Consider the following 20,088-nt stretch of genomic DNA (forward strand, 5'->3'; position numbering starts at 1 on the left):
GCTCCTCTGCGAACCCCTCATCCACCCTCCCCGTGATCTCCGTTCATCCCTCTGAACAAGCCGTCCGAGTGAACGCGGACGGGAGCGGCCATGCCCTCGACCCGGCGGCCGTATACGGAGCTAGAAAGAGCGCACCACCACCCGCACCCCCGTAAACCGTCAGGTGATGCTGTGAATCCGCTCATGGGACGCATTCCCGTACTGGACGTACGCCCCCTGGTCGACTGTGGCCGGCGACCCGCGAAGGCGGTGGCCGGAGAGACCTTCGAAGTGACGGCGACCGTCTTCCGCGAGGGCCACGACGCGGTCGCCGCCAATGTCGTGCTGCGCGGCCCCTCGGGCCGGCCCGGCCCCTGGACGCCGATGCGCGAGCTGGCCGAGGGCACCGACCGGTGGGGGGCGGAGGTCACCCCGGACGCCGAGGGCGCCTGGACGTACACGGTCGAGGCCTGGAGCGATCCGGTGGCGACCTGGCGGCACACGGCGGGGATCAAGATCCCGGCCGGGATCGACTCCGAGCTGGTCCTCGCCGAGGGTGCCGAGCTGCACGAGCGGGCCGCGAAGGGCGTCCCGAAGAAGGGCGGCGGGCGGGAGGCGGTGCTGGCGGCGGCGGACGCGCTGCGGGACCCGGCCCGGCCCGCGGCGGCCCGGCTCGCGGCGGCCCTCGCACCCCGGGTGACCGAGGTCCTCGACCGGCATCCGCTGCGCGAACTGCTCTCCTGCTCACCGGCGTTGCCGCTCCGGGTGGAGCGCGAGCGGGCGCTGTTCGGCTCCTGGTACGAGTTCTTCCCGCGCTCGGAGGGGGTGCGCCAGGTCCGGGGCCGTACGGTGCCGGGGAACTTCCGCACGGCGGCGGAGCGGCTTCCGGCGGTGGCCGCGATGGGCTTCGACGTGGTGTACCTGCCGCCGGTGCACCCGATCGGCGAGACCCACCGCAAGGGCCCGAACAACTCCCTCTCGGCGGCGCCGCACGACGTGGGGGTGCCGTGGGCGATCGGTTCGCCGGAGGGCGGGCACGACGCGCTCCACCCGGACCTGGGGACCTTCGAGGACTTCGACGCCTTCGTGGCGCGGGCGCGGGAGCTGCGGCTGGAGATCGCGCTGGACTTCGCGCTCCAGTGCTCGCCGGACCACCCGTGGGTGGAGAAGCACCCGGAGTGGTTCCACCACCGGCCGGACGGTTCGATCGCGTACGCGGAGAACCCGCCGAAGAAGTACCAGGACATCTATCCGATCGCGTTCGACAAGGACATGGACGGGATCGTCGCGGAGACCGTGCGGGTGCTGCGGTTCTGGATGGACCGGGGCATCCGGATCTTCCGGGTGGACAATCCGCACACCAAGCCGGTGGTGTTCTGGGAGCGGGTGATCGGCGAGGTCAACGGGGCGGACCCGGACGTGATCTTCCTGGCGGAGGCGTTCACCCGGCCCGCGATGATGAGGGCGCTCGGCGCGGTCGGCTTCCAGCAGTCGTACACCTACTTCACCTGGCGCGACACCAAGGAGGAGCTGACGGAGTACCTGACGGAGCTGTCCGGGGAGACGGCGGCGCTGATGCGGCCGAACTTCTTCGTGAACACCCCGGACATCCTGCCGTCCGGTCTCCGGGGGGCCGGGCGGCCCGCGTTCGAGGCCCGGGCGGTGCTCGCGGCGACGCTCTCGCCCTCGTGGGGCATGTACGCCGGGTACGAGCTGTGCGAGAACACCGCGCTGCGGGACGGCAGTGAGGAGTACCTGGACTCGGAGAAGTACCAACTGAGGCCACGCGACTGGGAGTCGGCGGAACGGGCGGGGGCGACGATCACCCCGCTCATCACGGCTCTCAACCGGATCAGACGTCGGCACCCGGCGCTGCGCAGGCTGCGGAACCTGTCGTTCCATGACACGGACAACCCGCTGGTGATCGCGTACAGCAAGCGTTCGGGTTCGAACATCGTTCTGGTGGTCGTCAACCTCGACCCTCACCACACCCAGGAGGCGACGCTCTCGTTGGACATGCCGGTGCTCGGCCTCGACTGGCACGAGACCGTGCCGGTGCGCGACGAGCTCACCGGCGAGACCTATCACTGGGGCAGGGCCAGCTACGTGCGCCTGCAACCGGGCGTCACGCCCGCGCACGTCCTCGTCCTGCGACCGTCCCCGCAGACCGGAGGGTCACCCACATCATGACTGTCAACGAGCCCGTCCCCGACACCTTCGAGGACACCCCCGCCAAGGACCGCGATCCCGACTGGTTCAAGCGGGCCGTCTTCTACGAGGTCCTCGTCCGCTCCTTCCAGGACAGCAACGGGGACGGTGTCGGAGATCTGAAGGGCATCACGTCCCGGCTGGACTACCTCCAGTGGCTGGGCGTGGACTGCCTCTGGCTGCCGCCGTTCTTCAAGTCCCCCCTGAGGGACGGTGGTTACGACGTCGCCGACCACACCTCGGTGCTGCCCGAGTTCGGCGACCTGGCGGACTTCGTGGAGTTCGTCGACGCGGCGCACCAGCGCGGGATGCGCGTGGTCATCGACTTCGTCATGAACCACACGAGCGACCAGCACGAGTGGTTCCAGGAGTCGCGGAGCGACCCGGACGGCCCGTACGGCGACTACTACGTCTGGGCGGACGACGACAAGCGGTATCCGGACGCCCGGATCATCTTCGTCGACACCGAGACGTCCAACTGGACCTTCGACCCGGTCCGCAAGCAGTACTACTGGCACCGGTTCTTCTCGCACCAGCCCGACCTCAACTACGAGAACCCGGCGGTGCAGGAGGAGATCCTGTCGGCGCTCAAGTTCTGGCTGGACCTGGGGATCGACGGCTTCCGGCTGGACGCGGTGCCGTACCTGTACCAGCAGGAGGGCACCAACTGCGAGAACCTCCCCGCCACCCACGCCTTCCTCAAGCGGGTGCGCAAGGAGATCGACGACCACTACCCCGACACGGTGCTGCTCGCCGAGGCCAACCAGTGGCCCGAGGACGTCGTCGACTACTTCGGCGACTTCCGCTCGGGCGGCGACGAGTGCCACATGGCCTTCCACTTCCCGGTCATGCCGAGGATCTTCATGGCCGTGCGGCGCGAGTCGCGCCATCCGGTCTCCGAGATCCTGGCGAAGACCCCGGAGATCCCCTCCGGCTGCCAGTGGGGCATCTTCCTGCGCAACCACGACGAGCTGACCCTCGAAATGGTCACCGACGAAGAGCGCGACTACATGTACGCCGAGTACGCCAAGGACCCGAGGATGCGGGCCAACATCGGCATCCGGCGGCGGCTCGCCCCGCTCCTCGACAACGACCGCAAGCAGATGGAGCTGTTCACCGCGCTGCTCTTCTCGCTGCCGGGCTCGCCTGTGCTCTACTACGGCGACGAGATCGGCATGGGCGACAACATCTGGCTGGGCGACCGGGACGGGGTGCGGACCCCGATGCAGTGGACCCCCGACCGGAACGCGGGCTTCTCCTCCTGCGACCCCGGGCGCCTCTACCTTCCGGCCATCATGGACCCGGTCCACGGCTACCAGGTGACCAATGTCGAGGCGGGCACGGCGTCGCCGTCCTCGCTGCTCCACTGGACGAAGCGGATGATCGAGGTCCGCAAGCAGAACCGGGCCTTCGGCACCGGCGCGTACACCGAACTCCCGGCCTCCAACCCCGCGGTGCTGGCCTTCCTGCGCGAGGAGGGCGACGATCTCGTCCTCTGCGTGAACAACTTCTCGCGGTCCGCGCAGCCCACCGAGCTGGACCTGAGCCGCTTCGACGGCGCCCAGCCGGTGGAGCTGATCGGCGGGGTGACGTTCCCGGCCATCGGCCGCCTGCCGTACCTGCTGACCCTTGCGGGGCACGGCTTCTACTGGTTCCGTCTCAAGAGGGGCTGACCGCCCGTCCGTTCGGATTCCTCCGGGTGGGACGGTTTTCCCCGTCCCACTCCGGGCACTGTGAAACACACACGATCCGGGTCCATCCGGGCCTTCCCGCCGGACCCGTACGGATCTTCCCCTTCCGACACGTCCCGCACATCCGGACAGCCCCAGCCGCCATCCGGGACAATCTGCGCATTTGAACCCATATGACAGTCATCTGCGCGCCCCGGGGAAAGGACGCGATGCCATGCCGGAGACCGCATCCACCACCCGGGCCCCGGACGCCCTCCTTCCCTCCCTCACCCCCCTGCTCCATGAATGGCTGCCCCGGCAGCGCTGGTTCGCGGGCAAGGGCCGCCGGGTCACCGGATTCGGCCTGGAAGCCGCCACCGAGCTGCTGCCCCTGGACGGCCCGGGCCCCGGGCTCCTCCATCTGCTCCTCCGGGTCGAACAGCCGGGCCGCCCCGCCGGATCGCCCGCCGACTGCTACCAACTCCTCCTGGGCACAAGGCCCCAGCTACCGCCCCGGCTCGCCCCCGCCCTGATCGGACGGCTCCGGCAGGGCCCGCTCGCCGGACGCGCGGTCTACGAGGGGCTGCGCGACCCGCGCCTCGCCGGACTCCTCTACGAGCGGCTGCGCACCCCGGGCCGGACCGGCCCCCTGCGGTTCCACGCCACCACCGCGCTGCCGCCCGCGCCCGCCCCCCGGATGCTCGACGCCGAGCAGTCCAACTCCTCCCTGGTGTACGGGGACGCGTACATCCTGAAGATCTTCCGCCGGGTCAGCCCGGGGGCCAATCCCGACCTGGAGCTGCCGCTCGCCCTCGCCGGGGCGGGCTGCGCCCGGGTCCCGGCGCCGGTCGCCTGGTTCGAGACGGGGGCCGCGACCCTCGGGGTGCTCCAGCCCTATCTGCGCGACTCCCGCGACGGCTGGCGGCTCGCCCTCGACGCGCTCGCCGACGGCCGCGCGTTCACCGCCGAGGCGCGGGCCCTGGGCCGGGCCACCGCCGAGGTCCACCTCGCCCTCGCGGACGCGCTGCCCACCCGGCCGCTCCAGCGGGCCGAGACCGAGCAACTGGCCGCCGCCATGGACCGCAGGCTGCACACGGCGGCGCAGGCGGTGCCGGCGCTCCTGCCGTACGTACCGGCCCTGCGGGCGGTCTTCGCGGCGGCGGGCGGCGCCCACGGCGGCGGCACGCTCCAGCGCGTCCACGGCGACCTGCACCTGGGCCAGACCCTGCGGGGCTCCGACGGCGGCTGGGCCGTCATCGACTTCGAGGGCGAGCCCGCGAAGCCGCTGGACGAGCGGCGCAGCCCCCAGCCCACGGTCCGCGACATCGCCGGGATGCTCCGCTCCTTCGACTACGCGGCCCGCACCCACCGGCCCTGGCGGGCCGACTGGGCGACCCGCTGCCGGGCGGCCTTCTGCACCGGCTACGCAGAGGCGGCGGGCGTCGACCCGCGCGCCGAGCCCGCGCTGCTGCGCGCCTACGAGACGGACAAGGCGGTGTACGAGGTGGTCTACGAGGCCCGGCACCGCCCGGACTGGCTCCCGGTCCCGATGTCCGCGATCGAGCGCCTCGCGGCCCCCCGGTGATCTGCGCGGACCCGGCCCGGTGCCCCACCCCGTTCGGCGCAGCACCGGCCCGGCGGGGCGCCCCGTTCGGACCAGCGTTCGGGGCCGCCGTACGGCTCCCGCCTGCGGAAACCGCGCCCGCCCCCGTTCGGCGGAGTGTCCCGCCCGTGCCGGGCACCGTTGCCGGTCCGTACCCCGAGCCCCATGGGCATCCCCTGCCCCACCTCCCTCACCTACCTCTTCCCCTCGGTCCATCACACCCGTCACATCTCCACCCCGTACCCCGAGCCCCATGGGCATCCCCTGCCCCACCTCCCTCACCCACCCCTTCCCCTCTGTCCATCACACCCGTCACATCTCCACCCCGTATCCCAGGAGGCATCCCGGTGACCGCCCGCCCCGCAGGCAAGACGGCCCGCAGCACCACGTCCCCCGCCGCTCCCCCGGCGCCCCGGCCCGCGCCGCCGCTCGACCCGGGCGACCGGGCGCGGCTGCTCGCGGGTGAGCACCACGACCCGCACGGGCTGCTGGGCGCCCACCAGGTCCGGGGCGGGGTGGTGGTCCGGGTGCTCCGCCCGTGGGCGAAGGAGGTGACCGTCCTCACCAAGGGCAGGCGGATCCCGCTCGCGGACGAGGGCGACGGGCTCTTCTCCGGGGTGCTGCCGCTGCTGCGCAAGGTGCCCGCGTACGAACTGCGGGTCCGGTACGACGGGCCGGAGGAGCTGGCCGCGGACGACCCGTACCGCTTCCTGCCCTCGCTGGGCGAGCTCGACCTGCACCTGATCGGGGAGGGGCGGCACGAGGAGCTGTGGACGGCGCTGGGCTCCCGGGTCATGACCCACGGCGGGGTGACCGGGACCCGGTTCGCGGTGTGGGCGCCGAACGCGCGGGGGGTGCGCGTCACGGGTGACTTCACGCACTGGGACGGCACGGCCCTGCCGATGCGCTCGCTGGGTTCGACGGGGGTGTGGGAGCTGTTCGTGCCGGGGGTCGGCGAGGGCGCGCTCTACAAGTACGACATCACCCGGCCGGACGGGACGCACACCGTACGGGCGGACCCGATGGCCCGGTGCACCGAGTGCCCGCCGAACACGGCGTCGATCGTCACCGCCTCCCACTACGTCTGGGAGGACGCGGAGTGGATGGCGCGGCGCGGGGCGCGCCCGCACCACGAGGCGCCGCTGTCGGTGTACGAGGTGCACCTGCCGTCCTGGCGGCCGGGCCTCAGCTACCGGCAGCTCGCCGAGCAGCTGCCCGCGTACGTGAAGGACCTGGGCTTCACGCACGTGGAGCTGATGCCGGTGACCGAGCACCCGTTCGGCGGTTCGTGGGGCTACCAGGTCACCGGTTTCTACGCGCCGACGGCCCGCATGGGCACCCCGGACGACTTCAGGTTCCTGGTGGACGCGCTGCACCGGGCGGGCATCGGGGTCCTGATGGACTGGGTCCCCGCGCACTTCCCGAAGGACGACTGGGCCCTCGCGGAGTTCGACGGGCGCCCGCTGTACGAGCACCCGGACCCGCGCCGTTCCCACCATCCGGACTGGGGGACCCTGGAGTTCGACTACGGCCGCAAGGAGGTGCGGAACTTCCTGGTGGCCAACGCGGTGTACTGGTGCCAGGAGTTCCACATCGACGGGCTGCGGGTGGACGCGGTGGCGTCGATGCTCTACCTGGACTACTCGCGGGAGTACGGCGAGTGGCTGCCCAACGAGCACGGCGGGCGGGAGAACCCGGACGCGGTGGCGTTCCTCCAGGAGATGAACGCGACCGTGTACCGGCGCTGCCCGGGGATCGTGACGTTCGCTGAGGAGTCCACCGCCTGGGACGGGGTGACCCGGGCGACGGACCAGGTGGGTCCCGGCGGCTTCGGCGGTCTGGGCTTCGGCATGAAGTGGAACATGGGGTGGATGCACGACTCGCTGGAGTACGTGCGGAAGGAGCCGGTGCACCGGAAGTACCACCACCACGAGATGACCTTCTCGATGGTGTACGCGTACAGCGAGAACTACATCCTGCCGATCTCGCACGACGAGGTGGTGCACGGCAAGCGGTCCCTGGTGTCGAAGATGCCGGGCGACTGGTGGCAGCAGCGCGCCGACCTCCGCGCCTACCTGGGCTTCATGTGGGCCCACCCCGGCAAGCAACTCCTCTACATGGGGCAGGAGTTCGCGCAGGGCTCGGAGTGGTCGGCGGACCACGGCCCCGACTGGTGGCTGCTCGATCCGGCGTACGGGGCGGAGCCCGACCACCGGGGGGTGCGGGACCTGGTCCGGGACCTGAACACGGTGTACGCGGCGACCCCGGCGCTCTGGGAGCGGGACACCGTCCCGGAGGGCTTCCGGTGGGTGGTGGGGGACGCGGCGGAGGACAACGTCTTCGCGTTCCTGCGCTTCGACGGCTCCGGGCTGCCGCTGCTCGCGGTGTCGAACTTCTCGCCGGTGGTGCGGCACGGGTACCGGCTCGGGGTGCCGGAGTCCGTGGTCGCCTGGTCGGAGGTGCTGAACACGGACGACGCCCGGTACGGCGGGAGCGACGTGGTGGGGCGGGACCCGCTGAAGGCGGAGTCCGTGCCGCACCACGGGTGGACCACCAGCATCCGGACGACGCTGCCCCCGCTCGCGACGGTGTGGCTGCGGCCGGCCTGAGGAGGACGGGCCCCGGGGCCGGGGTGGGCGGATCCCGGTGCCGGGGCGGGCGGCCCGGCGGAGGGTCCGGGCCGGGACCGTCTCCGGCCCGGTCTTCGGCCGGTCTTCGGCCGGTCTTCGGCCGGTCTTCGGCCGGCCCCCGGACCGGCCCCGCGTGAGCAAGGGCGTCCGAACGTCCGGTAGTTGACGTTCGGCCAGTTGATCGTTCATCCGTTCGGACGCCAAGGGCTCCGTTCGGCTATCTTCACTCATCGGATCTTGTCGACGGATCCAGATGAGCGGGGACACCATGCGGAAGACCGTGGAGCGGCCCCTGTCGCCGCAGTTATGCCACCGGGTGCGCCCCGAGGACACCTTCCCGGTCGAGTGGCGCCCGCTCGCCGGGGAGGCGCGCTTCGCGGTCCGGGCCGTCTGGCCCGACGACCACCCGTTCTTCGCCCCGCTGGACCGGGCCGGGCGCCGGTGCCACGACCCTCTGCTCGTCGCCGAGACCCTGCGGCAGGCCACGATGGCCCTGCTGCACGCGGCCCACGGGATGCCGCCGTCCCGCCACATCCTGCTCAGCGAACTGTCCCTGACCTGCGACCCGGCGGGCCTCGCCGTCACCGGCGGGGCCGCCGACATGGAGATCAGGTTCGCCGAACTCCTGCGGCGCGGCGGCGAACTGGCCGTGATGCGGGCGGAGTGGACCGTACGGCGGACGGCCCGGCTGGTGGCGACCGGCAGCGCCCACGCCCGGTTCGCCGGGCCCGCCGCCTACCGCAGACTGCGCGGCGGGCGCGTCGAACCCGGCGTGGCGCGCCCCGGCCCGGAGAGCCGCCGGGCACCGGCCGCCCGCACCGGCCGGACCAGGACGGAGGACGTGCTCCTCGCCCCCTGGAGCCGGGACGGGACGTGGCGGCTCGTCGTCGACACCGGCCACCCCACCCTCTTCCAACGGCCCAACGACCACATACCGGGGATGCTCGTCCTCGAAGCCGCGCGGCAGGCCGCCGCCGCCACCGTCTGGCCCCGCCCCTTCCTGCCCGCCGCCCTGCGGATGGTCTTCCACCGGTACGCCGAGTTCCAGGGCGGCCCCTGTCTCCTCGGGACGGAGCCCGGCAGGACACCGGGGACGGTCCGGGTCACCGGTCACCAGGACGGGGAGCCGCTGTTCAGCTGTGCGCTGCGCGACGGATGACCCCGAGGCGCTGGGTCGCCCGGGTCAGCGCCACGTACAGGTCGTTGGCGCCGTGCGCGGCGCCCGCGACGATCCCCTCCGGGTCCACCACCAGGACCGTGTCGAACTCCAGGCCCTTCGCCTGCCGGGGGTCGAGCAGGACGACCGGCCGGGTGAGGTCGGGGGCCGGACCGTGCGCCGCGTCCGGCACCGCGGCGGCCAGCGCGGGGAGCAGTTCCGGCGGGGCGACGACCGCGATCCGGCCCTCGTCGTGCCGCTCGGCCGCCACCGCGGCGGCGGTCTCCGCGACCGGGTCGGCCGCCGTACGGTCCCAGGGCTCGACGCCGGTCGACCGTACCGAGCGGGGAGGTTCGAAACCGGGGTCTGCGGCCCGCCGCGCCTCGGCGGCGACCGCCATGATCTCGGCGGGGGTGCGGTAGTTGACCCCGAGGCGCACCAGTTCCCAGCGGTCCTCCACGTAGGGGGCGAGGATGTCCTCCCAGCTCCCGACGCCCGCCGGGTCGCCGGTCTGGGCGGGGTCGCCGACCAGGGTCATGGAGCGGCTGGGGCTGCGGCGCATCAGCAGGCGCCAGGCCATCGCGGAGAGCTCCTGGGCCTCGTCGACGATGATGTGGCCGAAGGCCCAGGTCCGGTCGGCGGCGGCGCGTTCGGCGGCGGTGCGGTGGTCGGCCTCCTCGTGCCGCTCCGCGAACCGCTCGGCGTCGATGACGTCGTGCGCGGAGAGCACCTCGGAGGCGTCCTTGTCCAGTTCCTCCTTGTCCTCGAACTCATAGGTCCGGGAGGCGTAGGAGACGTCGAGGACGCCCTGCGCGTACTGGATCCGCTTCTGCCGTTCGGCCTCCCCGGCGGCGCGGACGGCCGCGTCGTCCTCGCCGAGGAGTTCGGCCGCCTCGTCGAGCAGCGGCACGTCGGCGGGGGTCCAGGGGCCGCCGTCGCGCCGGATCGCCCCGGCGTCCGCCCCGGGCAGATGGGTGGGCCCGGCCAGGTAGCCGGTGAGGAACTCCTCCGGGGTGAGCGCGGGCCACAGCTCCTCGATCGCCGCGTGGACCTCGGGGTTGGCGGCGATGCCCTTGGCGAGCAGCGCGATGTCGTCGGGGCCGAGGAAGTTGGGGCCGCCGTAGGGATCGGCGCCGATGCGGTCGGCGAGCTGCGCGGCGAGCGCGTCCAGGACGCGGAAGACGAAGTAGGGGCGGGCCAGGTTGTGCGGGAGGGCCGTCTCGCGGGCCTTGTGGCGGGCTTCCAGGGCCGTGTCCCAGTCGATGACGAGGTCGCCGTCCTCGTGCGGGACGACGAGGGGCGCCCCGCGCTCGGGGACCCGCTGGTGGTCGCGTACGGCCCGGGCGAGCGCCCCGGCCATGGCGGCGGAGCCCTTCACGGCGGCGGCGCGGGGGGTGTCGGTGCCGGTGGCGCGAACGCCGGGGAAGAGTTCGGCGGGGGTGGCGAGGAGGACGCCGGTCTCGCCGAGGGAGGGCAGCACGTTGCCGATGTAGCCGAGGAAGGCGGGGTTGGGCCCGACGATGAGGACGGCCCGGCGGGCGAGCTGCTCCCGGTGGGCGTAGAGGAGGTACGCGGCCCGGTGCAGCGCCACGGCGGTCTTGCCGGTGCCGGGGCCGCCCTCGACGACGAGGACGCCCCGGTGCGGGGAGCGGATGATGGCGTCCTGTTCGGCCTGGACGGTCTGCACGATGTCGTGCATCCGTCCGGTGCGGGCCGCGTCGAGCGCGGCGAGCAGCACCTCGTCGGCGTCCCGGCTCTCGTGCCCGGTGCGGGTGGCGTCGGCGAGGTCGAGGACCTCGTCGTGGAGGGTGGTGACGGTACGGCCCCGGGTGCCGATGTGGCGGCGGCGGGACAGGCCCATCGGCTCGTACCCGGTGGCGAGGTAGAAGGGGCGGGCGGCCTCGGCGCGCCAGTCGACCACGAGCGGGGTGCGCTCGGGGTCGTCCTCGCGGATGCCGAGGCGGCCGATGTGGTGGTCACGGCCGTCCCGGAAGACGAGGCGGCCGAAGCAGAGCCCGCTCTCGCCCGCGTCGAACGCGGCGAGGAGCCCCGACTGCTCGGCGACGAGCACGTCCCGTTCCAGCCTGCCCTGGCTGCTGCCGGACCCGGGGGTGCGCAGGGCGCGGGCGACGGCGGTCTCGGCCTCGTCCCGCAGGACGTCGAGCCGTGTGTAGAGATCGGTGATGAATTGCTGCTCTTTCCGAAATTCCTCGGTTGACAATTCGACTCCCGGCGCGATACGGTGTGTTTATTGAACTTCTCCGTGCTTTCGGTGTGTCCGGACACGGAATCCATTAATATACGCGAAGAAATACCCCGACCGCCATTCCGGTCGGGGTATTTCCGTATGTACCGAGAAAAGCACGCGGCGCACTGCCGGGGAGCGCACCGCCCGAGGGCCCGCCGGGTGCGGGCGCTCCGGCCCGGGTCAGCCGAGCACGTCCGCCAGTTCTTCCAGGAGACGGCGCTTCGGCCGGGCCCCCACGAGGGACTTCACGGGCTCGCCCGCCCGGAACAGCAGCATCGTGGGGGTGGCGAGCACCCCGTACCGCAGGGTGGTCTCCGGGTTGCGGTCCACGTCGATCTCCACGATCCGCAGCCGGTCCGCCTCCTCCGCCGCGATCGCGCGCAGCACCGGCTTGAGCTGCCGGCAGGGGCCGCACCACCCGGCGGTGAACTTCACCAGGACCGGCCGCCCGGACTCCAGCACCTCCGCCCCGAAGTCCGTGTCGGTGACCTCGGCCACGCCCTCCGCGCCCTCGGCACATGTCGTCATCGCCGTTCTCCCTCCGTCGCCGGGGCCCGTCGCGGGCCCTCCTCCACCGTCAGTTCGCACCGGGGCTCCGGACCGTGCGGCAGTTCCGCCTCGGCCCGCAGCAGCTGGGCGCCCACCTCCGCGCGCACCGCGAGGAGCCGTCCGACCAGTCCGTCCAGCTCGGCGATCTTGCGCCGGTAGACGGCGATCGACGCCGGGCAGGAGTCGCCCGCCGGATGGCCCGCGCGCAGGCAGTCCACGAACGGCCGGGTCTCCTCCAGGTCGAACCCGAAGGCCCGCAGGGTCCTGATCTCCCGCAGCAGCCGCAGGTCGGCCTCGTCGTACGTGCGGTGGCCCCGCTCCGTGCGCCGGGCGGTCAGGAGCCCCCGGGACTCGTAGTACCGCAGGGTCCGCGTGGTCGTCCCGGCCCGCTCGGCCAGCTCTCCGATGCGCATGTCCCCGACGGTATGCCTTGACGTCGACGTCAGGGCAAGCCCGTACCGGCCCGGGACACCGGGCGCCGCCCGGGAGCCGGCCCGGTCGGCGGCGGGTTCCGCGCGCGCGGCCGGTTCCGTACCGGTGGTCAGTTGCGCGCGGGCGGCGGGAGGAGCGGCTTGCGGACCACCGGGGAGGACAGGACGATCGAGGTGGTCGTCCGGCCGAGCGCCGAGGTCTGCTCCAGCACGTCCTCCAGGTGGACCGTGTCGGTGACGGCGACCTTGATGATCCAGCAGTCCTCGCCCACCACGTGGTGCACCTCCAGGACCTCGGGCCGCGCGGTCAGTTCCAGGGTCCTCGGGTGCTTCAGGGTGTAGCCGCCGTGCGGATCGACCCGGATGAACGCCTGGATGCCGTAGCCGAGCCGGGCCGGGGAGACATGGGCGCCGTAGCCGGTGACCGCGCCGCTCGCCTCCAGGCGCCGGACGCGCTCGGTGACGGCGGCGGGGCTGAGCCTGACCCGCCGTCCCAGCTCGCTCAGTTTGATCCGGCCGTCGCTCTGGAGGACGTCCAGGATCTGCCGGTCGACGGCGTCGAAGGAGGCCGCCGAGGTTTCGTCGGCGAGAAGGCGTGAAGGCCGTGGTTCCTTCGGTACGGCGGCCTGGACTCCCATGTCTCCCCCTTCAGACGGCGGAGAATCAACGTAACACTTGTCCTGCGAGACAAGGGAGTTGGTATTCATGGACATTCTGATCATCGGCGGGAACCGCTATTTCGGAAAGCGGCTCATCGCCCTGCTGCGGGACTCCGGACACCGGATCACCGTGCTCAACCGGGGCTCCTCGGGCACCCCCGGGGAGGTCGAACACCTCATCGCCGACCGCGACGACGAGAAGGCGCTGGAGACCGCGCTCGCGGGCCGCTTCTTCGACGTCGTCGTGGACCAGGTCTGCTACACCCCGCGCCAGGCGGAGATCGCCCGGCGGGTCTTCGCGGACCGCACCCGGCGCTACGTCATGACCTCCACGGTGATGGTGTACGAGTACGAGGACTCCGCCGACCCGGTCCCCGAGGACGCCCTCGACCTGTCCGCCGTCACCGTGGACAGCGGACTGCCCTGGCACGACGAGGAGTTCCGGGACGCCCACTACGGAGAGGGCAAGCGGCAGTCCGAGGCGGTCTTCGCGGCGGACCCGCCGTTCGCCTGGGCCTCGGTACGGGTGGCCCACGTCCTCGGCGGTGACGACGACTTCACCGGCCGCCTCGACCACTACGTGCGACGGGTCCGGGCGGGCGAGCCGATCACCGTCCCGGCGGTCAACCACCCGGCGACCTACGTGTACGTCGAGGAGATCGCCGACTTCCTCGCCTGGACCGTCACCGGCGACTTCACCGGACCGGTCAACGCCCGCTCCCACGGCCCGCTCACCACCGCCGACCTCTGCGCGGAGATAGAGAGGCAGGTCGGCGGCCGGACCGTCTTCCACGAGGTGGAGGTCGGCGAGGTCTCGCCGTTCTCCTTCGACCGCGCATACAGCATGGACAACTCCCGGGCCACCGCGCTCGGTTACTCCTTCTCCCACTCCTCCGACTGGCTCGCGGCGGCCGTCGCCGAGACCCTCGGGGCGCAGGCCCGCTGATGCGCTACCGACTGCTGGGGGACGTCCGGGTCGGCGCGGTCGGACTCGGCACCATGCCGCTCTCCATCGAGGGCAGACCCGACGAGGCGCGGGCCCTGGCCACCGTGCACGCCGCTCTCGACGCCGGGGTGACCCTGCTCGACACGGCCGACTCCTACCATCCGCCGGGCGGTGCGCCCGGCGAGGGCGAACTGCTCGTGGCCCGCGCCCTCGCCTCGTACGGCGGCCGGACCGACGACGTCCTCGTCGCCACCAAGGGCGGCCGGGGCCGTACCCCCGACGGCGGCTGGAGCGTCGACGGCCGCCCCGCGCACCTGCGCCGGGCGGCCGAGGCCTCGGCCCGGCGGCTCGGCCGCACCCCCCTCGGCCTCTACCAGCTGCACAGACCCGACCCCGCCGTCCCGTACGCCGAATCGCTCGGCGCGCTCCGGGAACTCCTCGACGCGGGCACGGTCCGGCTCGCGGGCGTCTCGAACGTGGACACCGCGCAGATCCTGCTCGCCCGCGAGATCCTCGGCGACCGGCTGGTCTCCGTGCAGAACCGCTACTCCCCCGAGGCCCGCACCGGCGGCGCCGAGCTGCGGCTCTGCGCGGAACTCGGTCTCGCGTACCTGCCGTGGAGCCCGCTGGGCGGCATCTCCCGCAGCTCCCTCGACGGGACGTCCGCGCGGGAGGAGGACCCCCGTTCCGGCGCCTTCCACCGGGTGGCCCGGGAGCGCGGGACCAGCCCGCAGCGGGTGGCCCTCGCCTGGCTGCTGACCCGCCCGGGGACGGTCCTGCCGATCCCCGGCGCGAGCCGCCCGGAATCGGTCCGCGACTCCGCCGCGGCGGCGGACCTCCTGCTGACCCGGGAGGAGGTCACAGCCCTGGACGGCCCGTGAGGCGCCCGCACGGGGGTCGGGCGCCGACCGGGGGTTTGCAGTACGCGGTGAGCGGAGGACCACCGGAGACCGCACGCAGTGAGGCCGCCGGAGCCGTACGCGGTGAGGGGCGGCCCGTTCCCGGGGCCGCCCCTCACCGATCGTCACGCCGGTCCGTCGTCCCGGATCAGACGCCCGCCCGGGCCTTCTCCTCGCCCTCCTCGGCGCGCTGGTCCGGGACCGGGGACGGCCCGTGGTCGTCGACGAGGGTCTTCTCGTCGAACGGGACGTGCCCGGCGAGCACCTCGGAGACCCGTGCCTTGTCGATCTCCTTGGTCCAGGTGCCGACGAGCACCGTCGCCACGGCGTTGCCCGCGAAGTTGGTGAGGGCGCGCGCCTCGCTCATGAAGCGGTCGATGCCCACGATCAGGCCCACCCCGTCGACCAGTTCGGGCCGGTGCGACTGGAGGCCGCCCGCGAGGGTGGCGAGACCGGCGCCGGTGACGCCCGCCGCCCCCTTCGAGGCGATGATCATGAAGATCAGGAGGGAGACCTGCTCACCGAAGGAGAGGGGGTCGCCCATCGCCTCGGCGACGAAGAGCGAGGCCATCGTCAGATAGATCGCGGTGCCGTCCAGGTTGAACGAGTAGCCGGTCGGCACCGTGATGCCGACGACCGGCTTGGAGACGCCCAGGTGCTCCATCTTCGCGATGAGCCGGGGCAGCGCCGACTCGGACGAGGAGGTGGAGAGGATCAGCAGGAACTCGCGGCCCAGGTACTTCAGGAGGGTCCAGATGTTGATCCCCGCGACCAGCCTCAGCAGCGCGCCGAGGACCACGAAGACAAAGATCGCACAGGTCAGATAGAAGCCGATCATGATGACGGCCAGGGACTTCAGGGCGTCGATCCCGGTCGCGCCGACGACCGCGGCGATCGCGCCGAACGCGCCGACCGGCGCGGCCCACATGATCATGCCGAGGATGCGGAAGACCAGCCGCTGGATGTGCCCGATCCCGCGCAGGACCGGCTCGCCCGCCGCCCCCATCGCCTGGAGCGCGAAGCCCGCGAGCAGCGCGACGAGCAGGGTCTGGAGGACCTCGCCCTCGGTGAAGGCGGACACCATCGTGGTGGGGATGATCCCGAGCAGGAAGTCGGGGGTGGACTCGCTCGCCCCCTGGGCCTGCTTGGCGCCCGCCTCGGCCAGCTCCTTGGTGAGGTGCAGACCGGAGCCGGGCTCCAGGAGGTTGCCGACGAGCAGACCGATCGCGAGGGCGACCGTGGACATCACCATGAAGTAGCCGAGGGCGAGCCCGCCGACGGCGCCGACCTTCGCCGCCTTCCGGACCGAACCGACGCCCAGCACGATCGTGCAGAAGATGATCGGCGAGATCATCATCTTGATCAGATTGACGAAGCCGGTGCCCAGCGGCTTCAGCTCGACGGCGACGCCAGGCGCCACGAAGCCGACCGCGATGCCGAGCAGGACGGCGGCGATGACGGCCAGATACAGATAGTGGGTACGGTCCCGGCGTGCGGCCACGGGTCCTCCTCGTGCTGATGGGGGGGGGTCCACGTCCCGGTGGACTCCGGCGACTATCCACCAGCCTGTGATCCGGGTCACTGTTGCGTACGTTTCGTTCACGGCCGAACTGTCGGAAGGCTCCGGCGGCGGCCCGCGCGGACCCCGCGCGCCGGTCCCGTACGACCCCCACCCGACCCTCCCCGCCGGTCCCGTACGGCCTCGACCGGCCTCGCGCGCGGATCCCACGCGACCGTACGGAAAGGGAACGATTCGGGAACGCGACGCCCCGGAGCAAATCCCGGCGTGCACACTTACCCGCATGCGTCTCCCCCTCCCCCACCCGCGCAGCCTGGCCGGACAGCTCTTCGCGATGCAGGTCGCGGTCGTGGCCGTCATCGTGGCGGGGTGCGCGGTCTTCGCGTACGTCACGGACCGCGGGCAGGCCGAGGAGACCGCGCGGCGACAGGCCACGGCGACCGCCGCCGCCGTCGCCGACTCCCCGTCCGTGGTCGCCGCGGCCCGCACCGCGGACCCGTCGGCGGTGCTCCAGCCGTACACGGAGGCGCTCCGCCGCCACGCGGGCGTCGCCTTCGTCGTCGTCATGTCCCCGGAGGGCACCCGCTGGACGCACCCCGAGCCCGACCAGATCGGCCGCGCCTACCTCGGTCACATCGAGGAGGCACGGGCCGGCCGGCTCTACTCCGAGACCCATCTCGGCGTCCTCGGCCCCTCGGTGCGGACCGTGGCGCCCGTCATGTCCGGAGACCGGGTCGTCGCCCTGGTCAGCGCGGGCATCACGATCGAGAAGATCAGCGAGCAGATACGGGAGCAGGTCACCGCGCTGCTCTTCATGGCGGGCGCGGCCCTCGCGCTCGGCGGGGCGGGCACCTACGTCGTCAACGCCCGGCTGCGCCGCCACACCCACGGCATGAACGCGACCGCGCTGAGCCGGATGTACGACTACCACGAGGCCGCCCTGCACGCGGTCCGCGAAGGACTCGTGATGCTGGACGGACAGCGGCGGATCGCCCTCATCAACGACGGAGCACGCGAACTGCTCGGCCTGGACGAGGGGTCCGTCGGCCGCCCGGCGACCGGACTCGGCCTGCCCGCGTCGCTGACCGGCGCCCTGCTCTCCTCCGAGCCGCGCGTCGACGAGACGCATCTGACGGCCGACCGGCTGCTCGTCGTCAACACCCGCCCGGTGGTGGGCGGCAAGCGGCGCGGCACCGTCGTCACCCTCCGGGACCGCACCGAACTCCAGGCGCTGTCGGGCGAGTTGGACTCGGAGCGGGGCTTCACCGAGGCCCTCCGTTCCCAGGCCCACGAGGCGGCCAACCGGCTGCACACCGTGGTGTCGCTCATCGAACTGGGCCGGGTGGACGAGGCGGTGGAGTTCGCCACGGCGGAACTGGAACTCGCCCAGGCGCTCACCGACCGGGTCGTCGACGCCGTCGGGGAGCCGGTCCTCGCGGCGCTGCTGCTCGGCAAGGCGGCCCAGGCCCACGAGCGGGGCGTGGAGCTGACGCTCACCGAGGACAGCCGCATCGACGACGGACTGCTGCCCCCCGCCCTGCCCGCCCGTGACCTGGTGACGATCCTCGGCAACCTCGTCGACAACGCGGTGGAGGCGGTCGGCGGCACCCCGCACGCCCGGGTGACGGTCACCGTCGCGGCCCGCACCGGCGACGGGGAACTGCTGCTGCGGGTCGGCGACAGCGGCCCCGGGGTGCGCCCCGCCGACCGCGACGCCGTCCTGGGCCGGGGCTGGTCCACCCGGGGCCCCGGCAGGGGCCTCGGCCTGGCCCTGGTCGGCCAGGCGGTCGGCCGCGCCCGGGGCACCCTGACCGTGACGGACGCGGAGGAGGGCGGCGCGGAGTTCACCGTACGGCTGCCCCTGCCGACGGGCCCGGACGGGGACGGGGAGACGGACGGGGACGGGAGTACGGGGACGGGCAGGGGTCCGGCTCCGCGACCCGCGCCCACACCCGCGCCCGCGCCCGCGCCTGTGCCGTCTCAGCGGTCGGGCACGGGCGGAACCGGCCCGGCCGACCCCGGCCGTCCAGGTCCCGGACAGCTCGGTCCCGGACAGCCCGGCGCCGGTGCCGGTCCCGCCGTCGGCGGTCCGGGCTCCCCCTCGGGTGTGGCCGGATGAGCGCCGTGGACCTGCGGGTGCTGGTCGTCGAGGACGACCCCGTCGCCGCCGATGCGCACGCCCTGTACGCCGGGCGCGTCGAGGGCTTCACCGTCGTCGGGGTCGCGCACTCCCGCGCCGCCGCCGTCCGGCTCCTCGACCGGACCCCCGTCGATCTGATCCTGCTCGACCTCTACCTCCCCGACGGCCACGGTCTCCAGTTGCTGCGGGCGCTGCGCGCCGCCGGGCACTCCGCCGACGTCATCGCCGTCACCTCCGCCCGCGACCTGGCCGTGGTCAGGGAGGGCGTCTCGCTGGGCGTCGTCCAGTACGTCCTGAAGCCGTTCGCCTTCGCGACCCTCCGGGACCGGCTCGCGCGGTACGCCGAGTTCCGGGCGTCGGCGGGCGAGGCCTCCGGGCAGGACGAGGTCGACCGGGCCCTCGCCACTCTCCGTGCCCCGCACCCCGCCGCCCTCCCCAAGGGGCTGAGCGCGCCCACCCTGGAGGCCGTCACCCGGGGGCTGCGGGCCGCCCCGGCCGGGCTCACCGCGGCCGAGGCGGGGGCGGCGGTCGGGATCTCCCGGATCACCGCGCGCCGCTATCTGGAACACCTGGTCACCGGGGGCCGGGCGGTACGGGCCCCGCAGTACGGCCAGATCGGACGGCCGGAACTCCAGTACCGCTGGCTCGAAGGACCCGCCCGGGGTTACTGAGCGGTTCCCACGTTCCTACGACCGCGCACGTTGGCGGAACACACCGTATCCAGCCATCACCCTCCGCATCTAGCGTGGGCGGGGTGCACCGACCCACCCCTCCCTTCGACGCCCTGGCCGCCCGGCGGCTGCGCGAGGGCCTCGGCATGACCCACGGCCACGTCTCCTACGGTCTGCGCGCCCAGTACGGCCTCCTCGTCGGACCCGACACGGTCGCCGACTGGGAACGCGGCCGGGCCGTCCCCGGTGAACAGGAGCTGACCGCCCTCGCGGGCGTCCTGTGGTGCTCCCCCGCCGAGCTGATCGCCGCCGCGTCGACCCTGCGCGAGCACCGCATGGCGCACGGGCTCGGCGTCGAGGAACTGGCCCGGCGGGTGGGCCTGGCGGCCCCGGCGTACCAGCGGATGGAGGACGAGGGGCGCTGGCGCGGCACCGAACGCCAGACCGCCGCGCTCGCCGAGGCCCTCGGTCTCGGCCCGCGCGCCCTGATCACCGCGACCGGTGGGGACGAGCGGCTCGCGGAGCTGCTGCGCGACGCGTCGACCACCCGCTGGCAGGCGTACGTGAAACCGGTGGTGAAGATGCTGCCGCTGCCGAAGCGGACCGTGGAGACGGCCCTCCAGCGGCTGCACACGGAGTACCACGCCCGGATGGCGGCGACCAGCAGCTGGGGCGCGTCGGGGACGACCGGCGAGGAGGGCCGGGAGTATCTGGAGGACGTCGTCGCGCGCTTCTGGGCGGCGACGGGGGCGTGACGGAACGCGTCCCGCCCCCCCCTGA

Annotated in this window: 15 protein-coding genes; 10 read left to right on the top strand and 5 right to left on the bottom strand. The window is 73.0% G+C overall.

The features are described from left to right. Nucleotides 1-183: 183 nt before the first annotated feature. From ACIRQY_RS20835 to ACIRQY_RS20855, 5 genes are all read left to right on the top strand, one after another. Complete coding sequence (locus tag ACIRQY_RS20835; RefSeq protein WP_403927799.1) at nucleotides 184-2,169, top strand: alpha-1,4-glucan--maltose-1-phosphate maltosyltransferase; 1,986 nt, start codon at nucleotides 184-186, stop codon at nucleotides 2,167-2,169. Continuing rightward, nucleotides 2,166-3,860 carry a maltose alpha-D-glucosyltransferase gene (gene treS, locus ACIRQY_RS20840; protein ID WP_351782213.1) on the top strand — a complete coding sequence of 565 codons (1,695 nt, stop codon included), beginning with the start codon at nucleotides 2,166-2,168 and terminating at the stop codon, nucleotides 3,858-3,860. The genes ACIRQY_RS20835 and treS overlap by 4 nt, the downstream gene beginning before the upstream one ends. 232 nt (nucleotides 3,861-4,092) lie before the next feature. Beyond that, entirely contained in the window at nucleotides 4,093-5,442 is a 1,350-nt protein-coding gene (locus ACIRQY_RS20845) for a maltokinase N-terminal cap-like domain-containing protein (protein ID WP_351782210.1), read from the top strand. Between the two features lie 365 nt (nucleotides 5,443-5,807). Next, the gene (gene glgB / locus ACIRQY_RS20850) at nucleotides 5,808-8,069 is read left to right on the top strand and encodes a 1,4-alpha-glucan branching enzyme (protein WP_403927803.1); all 2,262 of its coding nucleotides are present in this window, start codon (nucleotides 5,808-5,810) and stop codon (nucleotides 8,067-8,069) included. Between the two features lie 274 nt (nucleotides 8,070-8,343). Beyond that, nucleotides 8,344-9,249, top strand: coding sequence for a ScbA/BarX family gamma-butyrolactone biosynthesis protein (locus ACIRQY_RS20855; protein ID WP_403927806.1), 906 nt, complete (start codon nucleotides 8,344-8,346; stop codon nucleotides 9,247-9,249). Here the strand turns inward: ACIRQY_RS20855 and ACIRQY_RS20860 are convergent. From ACIRQY_RS20860 to ACIRQY_RS20875, 4 genes are all read right to left on the bottom strand, one after another. Next, nucleotides 9,224-11,467 carry a HelD family protein gene (locus tag ACIRQY_RS20860; protein WP_403927808.1) on the bottom strand — a complete coding sequence of 748 codons (2,244 nt, stop codon included), beginning with the start codon at nucleotides 11,465-11,467 and terminating at the stop codon, nucleotides 9,224-9,226. The genes ACIRQY_RS20855 and ACIRQY_RS20860 overlap by 26 nt on opposite strands. 207 nt (nucleotides 11,468-11,674) lie before the next feature. Continuing rightward, nucleotides 11,675-12,022, bottom strand: a complete 348-nt coding sequence (locus tag ACIRQY_RS20865) for a thioredoxin family protein (protein WP_403927811.1) — start codon at nucleotides 12,020-12,022, stop codon at nucleotides 11,675-11,677. Then, nucleotides 12,019-12,456 (bottom strand): MerR family transcriptional regulator, encoded by a 438-nt coding sequence (locus ACIRQY_RS20870; protein WP_403927814.1) that lies wholly within the window; start codon nucleotides 12,454-12,456, stop codon nucleotides 12,019-12,021. The genes ACIRQY_RS20865 and ACIRQY_RS20870 overlap by 4 nt, the downstream gene beginning before the upstream one ends. A gap of 128 nt (nucleotides 12,457-12,584) precedes the next feature. Further along, on the bottom strand, nucleotides 12,585-13,112 hold the full coding sequence (locus ACIRQY_RS20875; protein WP_403927817.1) for an Lrp/AsnC family transcriptional regulator: 528 nt from the start codon (nucleotides 13,110-13,112) through the stop codon (nucleotides 12,585-12,587). A gap of 67 nt (nucleotides 13,113-13,179) precedes the next feature. Here ACIRQY_RS20875 and ACIRQY_RS20880 point away from each other — a divergent pair, with 67 nt between their 5' ends. Together ACIRQY_RS20880 and ACIRQY_RS20885 are read left to right on the top strand one after the other, a co-directional pair. Beyond that, nucleotides 13,180-14,079: an NAD-dependent epimerase/dehydratase family protein gene (locus tag ACIRQY_RS20880; protein ID WP_403927820.1), complete on the top strand. Its 900-nt coding sequence runs from the start codon at nucleotides 13,180-13,182 to the stop codon at nucleotides 14,077-14,079. Beyond that, on the top strand, nucleotides 14,079-14,960 hold the full coding sequence (locus ACIRQY_RS20885; RefSeq protein ID WP_403927823.1) for an aldo/keto reductase: 882 nt from the start codon (nucleotides 14,079-14,081) through the stop codon (nucleotides 14,958-14,960). The genes ACIRQY_RS20880 and ACIRQY_RS20885 overlap by 1 nt, the downstream gene beginning before the upstream one ends. A 166-nt stretch (nucleotides 14,961-15,126) precedes the next feature. Here ACIRQY_RS20885 and ACIRQY_RS20890 read toward each other — a convergent pair whose 3' ends face one another. Further along, nucleotides 15,127-16,479, bottom strand: a complete 1,353-nt coding sequence (locus ACIRQY_RS20890) for a cation:dicarboxylate symporter family transporter (protein ID WP_351782184.1) — start codon at nucleotides 16,477-16,479, stop codon at nucleotides 15,127-15,129. A 301-nt stretch (nucleotides 16,480-16,780) separates the two neighbouring features. On the opposite strand from ACIRQY_RS20890, the gene ACIRQY_RS20895 reads away from it, so the two are divergent. The 3 genes from ACIRQY_RS20895 to ACIRQY_RS20905 all read left to right on the top strand — a co-directional run bounded on the left by ACIRQY_RS20895 (nucleotide 16,781) and on the right by ACIRQY_RS20905 (nucleotide 20,063). After that, on the top strand, nucleotides 16,781-18,616 hold the full coding sequence (locus tag ACIRQY_RS20895) for an ATP-binding protein (protein ID WP_403927827.1): 1,836 nt from the start codon (nucleotides 16,781-16,783) through the stop codon (nucleotides 18,614-18,616). Continuing rightward, on the top strand, nucleotides 18,613-19,308 hold the full coding sequence (locus ACIRQY_RS20900; protein WP_366442261.1) for a response regulator: 696 nt from the start codon (nucleotides 18,613-18,615) through the stop codon (nucleotides 19,306-19,308). The genes ACIRQY_RS20895 and ACIRQY_RS20900 overlap by 4 nt, the downstream gene beginning before the upstream one ends. Before the next feature lie 146 nt (nucleotides 19,309-19,454). Further along, complete coding sequence (locus tag ACIRQY_RS20905; protein WP_403928005.1) at nucleotides 19,455-20,063, top strand: helix-turn-helix domain-containing protein; 609 nt, start codon at nucleotides 19,455-19,457, stop codon at nucleotides 20,061-20,063. Nucleotides 20,064-20,088: the final 25 nt, after the last annotated feature.

Source organism: Streptomyces sp. NPDC101490, from assembly GCF_044767145.1.
Classification (GTDB): domain Bacteria; phylum Actinomycetota; class Actinomycetes; order Streptomycetales; family Streptomycetaceae; genus Streptomyces.

Coding starts and splice junctions, on each gene's coding strand:
- ACIRQY_RS20855 (WP_403927806.1), top strand. CDS start 8,344: ATGAGCGGGGACACCATGCGGAAGACCGTGGAGCGGCCCCTGTCGCCG.
- ACIRQY_RS20905 (WP_403928005.1), top strand. CDS start 19,455: ATGACCCACGGCCACGTCTCCTACGGTCTGCGCGCCCAGTACGGCCTC.
- ACIRQY_RS20875 (WP_403927817.1), bottom strand. CDS start 13,112: ATGGGAGTCCAGGCCGCCGTACCGAAGGAACCACGGCCTTCACGCCTT.
- ACIRQY_RS20885 (WP_403927823.1), top strand. CDS start 14,079: ATGCGCTACCGACTGCTGGGGGACGTCCGGGTCGGCGCGGTCGGACTC.
- ACIRQY_RS20835 (WP_403927799.1), top strand. CDS start 184: ATGGGACGCATTCCCGTACTGGACGTACGCCCCCTGGTCGACTGTGGC.
- ACIRQY_RS20845 (WP_351782210.1), top strand. CDS start 4,093: ATGCCGGAGACCGCATCCACCACCCGGGCCCCGGACGCCCTCCTTCCC.
- ACIRQY_RS20870 (WP_403927814.1), bottom strand. CDS start 12,456: ATGCGCATCGGAGAGCTGGCCGAGCGGGCCGGGACGACCACGCGGACC.
- treS (WP_351782213.1), top strand. CDS start 2,166: ATGACTGTCAACGAGCCCGTCCCCGACACCTTCGAGGACACCCCCGCC.
- ACIRQY_RS20900 (WP_366442261.1), top strand. CDS start 18,613: ATGAGCGCCGTGGACCTGCGGGTGCTGGTCGTCGAGGACGACCCCGTC.
- ACIRQY_RS20880 (WP_403927820.1), top strand. CDS start 13,180: ATGGACATTCTGATCATCGGCGGGAACCGCTATTTCGGAAAGCGGCTC.
- ACIRQY_RS20895 (WP_403927827.1), top strand. CDS start 16,781: ATGCGTCTCCCCCTCCCCCACCCGCGCAGCCTGGCCGGACAGCTCTTC.
- ACIRQY_RS20865 (WP_403927811.1), bottom strand. CDS start 12,022: ATGACGACATGTGCCGAGGGCGCGGAGGGCGTGGCCGAGGTCACCGAC.